Origin of the sequence: Streptomyces sp. TRM64462 (genome assembly GCF_013362995.1) — a bacterium.
In the GTDB taxonomy this organism is placed as follows: Bacteria; Actinomycetota; Actinomycetes; order Streptomycetales; family Streptomycetaceae; genus Streptomyces.
In genome coordinates this window covers 1-5,282 of sequence record NZ_JABWDV010000432.1, presented here as the reverse complement: position 1 = coordinate 5,282, position 5,282 = coordinate 1, and the positions used below count along the sequence as shown (strand labels likewise).

Genomic DNA, 5,282 nt, shown 5'->3' with positions numbered 1-5,282 from the left:
CCCGCTGCCGCCGGGTGTGTGCGACCAGTGGCCGGTGTCAGTCCGTGCCGGACTCCATCGCGGCGCGGTCGAGCATGGTCTCCTCGTCCGCGGCCTCACCGCGCGAGGCGATCACCTCGGCGCCGCCCGCGTCCATGGCGCCGATCAGACCGGTCGAGGCCGCCTGCGCGGCGCCGATCGGCGTCGGGTGGCCGGTGCCGACCAGGCCCAGGCCCGCGTACTGCTCCAGCCGCGCCCGCGAGTCGGCGATGTCCAGGTTCCGCATGGTGAGCTGGCCGATCCGGTCCACCGGGCCGAACGCCGAGTCCTCGGTCCGCTCCATGGACAGCTTGTCCGGGTGGTAGCTGAGCGCCGGGCCCCGGGTGTCGAGTACCGAGTAGTCCTCGCCGCGCCGCAGCCGCAGGGTCACCTCGCCGGTGATCGCCGCGCCCACCCAGCGCTGCAGCGACTCGCGCACCATCAGCGCCTGCGGGTCCAGCCAGCGGCCCTCGTAGAGCAGCCGGCCGAGCCGCCGCCCCTCGTTGTGGTACGCGGCCACGGTGTCCTCGTTGTGGATCGCGTTGACCAGCCGCTCGTAGACGATGTGCAGCAGCGCCATGCCGGGCGCCTCGTAGATGCCGCGGCTCTTGGCCTCGATCACCCGGTTCTCGATCTGGTCGGACATGCCCAGACCGTGCCGGCCGCCGATCGCGTTGGCCTCCATGACGAGGTCGACCGCGGTGGCGAACTCCTTGCCGTTGATGGTGACCGGACGGCCCTGGTCGAAGCCGACCGTCACGTCCTCCGTCGGGATCTCCACCGACGGGTCCCAGAACCGCACGCCCATGATCGGCTCGACCGACTCGATGCCGGTGTCGAGGTGCTCCAGGGTCTTGGCCTCGTGCGTGGCGCCCCAGATGTTGGCGTCCGTGGAGTAGGCCTTCTCCGTCGAGTCCCGGTACGGCAGCCCGTGCGCGAGCAGCCACTCCGACATCTCCTTGCGGCCGCCGAGCTCCGAGACGAAGTCCGCGTCCAGCCAGGGCTTGTAGATCCGCAGGTGCGGGTTGGCGAGCAGCCCGTACCGGTAGAACCGCTCGATGTCGTTGCCCTTGAACGTGGAGCCGTCGCCCCAGATCTGCACCCCGTCCTCCAGCATCGCCCGCACCAGCAGCGTGCCGGTCACGGCGCGCCCCAGCGGAGTGGTGTTGAAGTACGGACGCCCGCCCGACTTGATGTGGAACGCGCCGCAGGCGAGCGCCGCCAGCCCTTCCTCGACCAGCGCGGCACGGCAGTCGACGAGCCGGGTGATCTCGGCGCCGTACGCGGAGGCACGGCCGGGCACGGACGCGATGTCGGGCTCGTCGTACTGGCCGATGTCGGCGGTGTACGTGCACGGGACGGCGCCCTTGTCGCGCATCCAGGCGACGGCGACCGAGGTGTCGAGCCCGCCGGAGAAGGCGATGCCGACGCGCTCGCCGGCGGGGAGGGAGGTGAGGACCTTGGACATGGCAAGAGTATGCAAGCTATCGCATGAACATGCAACCGTGGCCGTCGTCACGGCACGCCGGGGGCTCCTTACCGCACAACCCGGGGCTCCGGGGCCGGTTTGCGCGGTTTCGTCATGGCGGGCCGCCGGCGCCGCTTCAATGCGGGGCAGGACGAGTGTGGGACGAGTAGGGAGACTCCCGTGGAGGACTGGCGACAGGCGGCCGCGTGCCGCGACGCGGACATGGACCTCTTCTTCCCGGTGGGCACCAGCGGACCGGCCGTGATGCAGGCGGAGGAGGCCAAGCGGGTCTGCGCCGGGTGCCCCGTACAGCAGCGGTGTCTGCGGTGGGCCCTGGACACCGGCCAGGACCACGGCGTCTGGGGCGGCACCACCGAGAACGAACGCCGCACGCTGCGCCGCCGCGCGGCACGGGCCCGCAGGACGACCGGCCGCTGACCCTACGGGCGACGCCGCTCCACCGGCACGCGGCGCGGGGCCCGGAACGACAGCAGGCCCAGCATGTCCGGGTCGCCGTCGTCGACGAGCCGTACGCCGGGCAGCGCCCGGGCAGCGGCCCGCAGGGCGATCACCGCCTCCGTACGGGCCAGCAGCGCCCCCGGGCAGCGGTGCCGTCCGGCGCCGAACGACAGATGGCGGCGGGTGTTCCGGCGGTACGGGCAGAGCCGCTCCGGATCAGGGAAGACGGCGGGGTCGGACCCCGTGCCCATCAGCATCAGCAGCAGCTGCGCCCCGGCCGGCACACGGACCCCCGACAGCTCCGTGTCCCGCGCCGCCACCCGGCGCCACGTCGTGACGGGCGGCTCACGGCGCAGCACCTCGTCCACCCAGCCCCGCGCGAAGCCGTCGTCGTCCTCGGCGGCCCGCTCCCAGGCGGAGGCGTCGGCGGACGTCGTGCGCAGGACCGTGGAGATCAGCTGTCCGGTGGTCGACTGCCCGGCGATGAAGACGAAGAAGCAGACGGCGACCGCCGTCGGCACGTCCAGCTCCGACCCGTCAGGGAGCCGGTGCGCGCGCAGCCCGCCGATCAGCCCGCCACCCCCGGCACCGCCCGCGACCTGCGCCGTCAGCCACCGGTGGAACGCGCCCACCAGACCGGCCAGCTCGACCTGACGCTCCGGCCCCGGCCTCCCGTAGAACAGCTCCAGCGCGGCGTCGCTCCACTCCACCAGCGTGTCCGCCGTGACGCCCTCGACGCCCAGCAGCCGCATCATCACCCGGCACGGCAGCAGCCGCGCGAAATCGGCCGCCAGGTCGTACGTGCCCGTCCCGGCCAGCTCGTCACCGGCCCCGGCCAGCAGCTCACGCGCCGTCTCCTCGATCAGCGGGACGGCGGCGGTCACCTGCGCGGCGCTGAAGAACCGCGTGACGAGGCGCCGCAGCCCCGCGTGCGTCGGACCGCCGTTGTTGGCGAGGGCAGGCGGCAGGCCGAAGCCGGCCTTCGCCAGCACCCGCAGCGCCGGGACGGGCAGCCGCGTCACGGCGTGCTGGGCGTTGTCGGGCAGAAAACCGGCCGGGTCGAGCAGCACCCGCTCCACGTCCTCGTACCGGCTGACCAGCCACAGCCCGGTCGCCGGATCGTGGTGCACCGGAGAGGACCGCCGCAGCGCCGCGAACACCGGGTACGGGTCGGCGACGAACCCGTCGCCGAACAGATCGAGCTCCGCCGGAGCACCGACCTCGTCCCTCACCGGGATCGTCCCGCCTGCCATGACATCCTCCCCGCGGCTGCGCCCGCGCGCCCGCGCGTCCGCCCACCGTCCAGACCGTTTCCGACCGTGGGCCAGTATGCACACGGCGCCGCGCGGCGGCCGCGGCCGCCCGGCCGCCCGGCGCCCTGGCAGGCCGCGCCTTCCGGTGGGCGGGGGAGATCGGCGAGGATGTGGGGGTCAGTCCCGCGCAGCGAGCGAGGAGCGTACGCCCCGATGCCCCCTTCCGGTTCCGGCTCCGGTGCCCGGCCGCCGACCATCGCCGACGTGGCCAAGGCCGCATCGGTGTCGCGGACGACCGTCTCCCACGCCCTCAACGGGCTCGGGAAGGTCGACCCCCGGACCCGGGAACGCATCAAGAAGGTCGCGGCCGAGCTCGGGTACCGGCCGAACCTGCGCGCCCAGCGGCTGCGCCGGGGCGAGGCCAAGGCCATCGCGCTCGCCTCCTCGATGCCCTTCGCCGTGGCCGGCGGCCCGTCGCGGCTCGGCTTCTACATGGAGGTGGCCGCGGCCGCCGCCGAACGCGCGCTGGTGCACGGCTACGCGCTCGTGCTCGTACCGCCCGTGCGGACCGGGTCGCCGCTGTACTCCGTGGACATCGACGGCGCCATCGTCGTCGAGCCCGACGCGGACGACGCGGCGTCGGCGCAGCTACGGGAGCGCGGCCTGCCCTATGTGACGCTGGGCCGGCCCGTGGCGGCCGGGGACGACACCCCGTACGTCGATCTGCGCGGCGGACGGGTCGCGGAGCTCCTCCTGGAGCACCTGCGCGAACAGGGCGCGCGGCACCCGGCGTTGCTCATCGGCGCCGGAGCGCGCCACTCCGCCGTCGACGCCCGCGCCGCGTTCGAACGGGCCGCCGCGGAGCACGGCTGGGCCCCGGTCGTCGTGACCGCCGCCGAGGAGGGCGGCGAGCAGGCCGGCTACGACACCTGCGCCGCCCTGCTCGCCGCCCACCCGGAGACCGACGCCGTCTGCGCCCTCGTCGACGCCTTCGCGGTCGGCGCCGTACGGGCGATCCGGGACAGCGGGCGCACCGTCCCGGACGACGTCATGGTCGTCACGCGGTACGACGGGCTGCGCGCCCGCACCTGCGAGCCGCCGCTGACCGCCGTCGACCTGCACCTGGACGAGGCGGCCGGCGACGCGGTGGAGCTCCTCCTGCGCCGCCTGCGCCGCGACGGCGACGGCGACGGCGGCGGCGGCGCGGCCGCCTCCGGGTCCGTGGCGGTGGCGGTGGCGCCCGAGCCCGTGGTCATCCCCCGGGCCTCGTCGCTGCGCGTCACGGCCCCAGCATGAGCACCACCCCCGACACCAGCGCGAAGCACAGCACGAACAGCCGCATCCTGCGCGCGTCGAACCGGTGGTGCACCAGTCGGCTGAGCCACGCACCGGCGGCCAGCGCCGGCAGCAGCAGCACCGCCCACCCCAACTGCTCCGGGCGGCCCTGCCCCGTCGCGAACAGCAGCCCCAGCGACGCCACCTCGCCGACCAGGAAGCACACGGCGACCGTGGCGCGCAGCTCGGCGGGCGGGCGGTGCTGGTAGACCAGCGCCAGCGGCGGACCGCCCACGCCGGTCGCCGTCTCCGTGAGCCCCGTGACCACCCCGGCGGCCGCGTACGCGCGGCGCCCTGGCGTGAACGCCGGCGCGGCCAGGCTCACCACGGCCGCCAGGACGGTCGCCGCGCCGACCAGCAGCCCGAGGCGCCGGTCCGGTACGGCCCACAGGAGGAGGAGCCCGCCCGGGGTCGCGGCCAGCCGCGCCGCCGTGATCCAGCCGGCGCCCCGCAGGTCCAGGGCGGCGCGCTCGCGCCACGCGACGTACAGATTGAGCGGGATCATCGAGGCCAGGACGAACACCGGCAGCAGTCCCGGGTCGAGCAGCCCGGCCACCGGCGCGACGATCAGCGCGAAGCCCAGACCGCTGGCGCCCTGGACGAACGCCGCGACGACCACCGCCACCGCGAGGACCGCCACCCCCTCCCCACTCAACGCGCCGCACCCCGGTCCGGTGTCGCACCCCGGTCCGGTGTCGCGCTCGGGTCCGGTGTCGCGCTCCGGTCCGGCGTTGCGCTCCGGTCCGGCG

The 5,282-nt window shown here is 74.9% G+C and carries 5 protein-coding genes; 2 read left to right on the top strand and 3 right to left on the bottom strand.

All coding sequences use genetic code 11. The features are described 5' to 3' along the window. Nucleotides 1-37 precede the first annotated feature (37 nt). Nucleotides 38-1,486: an argininosuccinate synthase gene (gene argG, locus HTZ82_RS27770; RefSeq protein WP_175412130.1), complete on the bottom strand. Its 1,449-nt coding sequence runs from the start codon at nt 1,484-1,486 to the stop codon at nt 38-40. 180 nt (nt 1,487-1,666) lie between these two features. On the opposite strand from argG, the gene HTZ82_RS27765 reads away from it, so the two are divergent. After that, the gene (locus HTZ82_RS27765) at nt 1,667-1,924 is read left to right on the top strand and encodes a WhiB family transcriptional regulator (protein WP_309235724.1); all 258 of its coding nucleotides are present in this window, start codon (nt 1,667-1,669) and stop codon (nt 1,922-1,924) included. Nucleotides 1,925-1,926: 2 nt separating this feature from the next. On the opposite strand, the gene HTZ82_RS27760 is transcribed toward HTZ82_RS27765, so the two are convergent. After that, nucleotides 1,927-3,198 (bottom strand): cytochrome P450, encoded by a 1,272-nt coding sequence (locus HTZ82_RS27760; protein ID WP_175412128.1) that lies wholly within the window; start codon nt 3,196-3,198, stop codon nt 1,927-1,929. 213 nt (nt 3,199-3,411) lie between these two features. Between HTZ82_RS27760 and HTZ82_RS27755 the strand changes: the two genes are divergently transcribed. Then, nucleotides 3,412-4,494: a LacI family DNA-binding transcriptional regulator gene (locus tag HTZ82_RS27755; protein WP_175412127.1), complete on the top strand. Its 1,083-nt coding sequence runs from the start codon at nt 3,412-3,414 to the stop codon at nt 4,492-4,494. Here the strand turns inward: HTZ82_RS27755 and HTZ82_RS27750 are convergent. Continuing rightward, nucleotides 4,478-5,188 carry a sulfite exporter TauE/SafE family protein gene (locus HTZ82_RS27750; protein WP_175412126.1) on the bottom strand — a complete coding sequence of 237 codons (711 nt, stop codon included), beginning with the start codon at nt 5,186-5,188 and terminating at the stop codon, nt 4,478-4,480. The genes HTZ82_RS27755 and HTZ82_RS27750 overlap by 17 nt on opposite strands. Nucleotides 5,189-5,282: the final 94 nt, after the last annotated feature.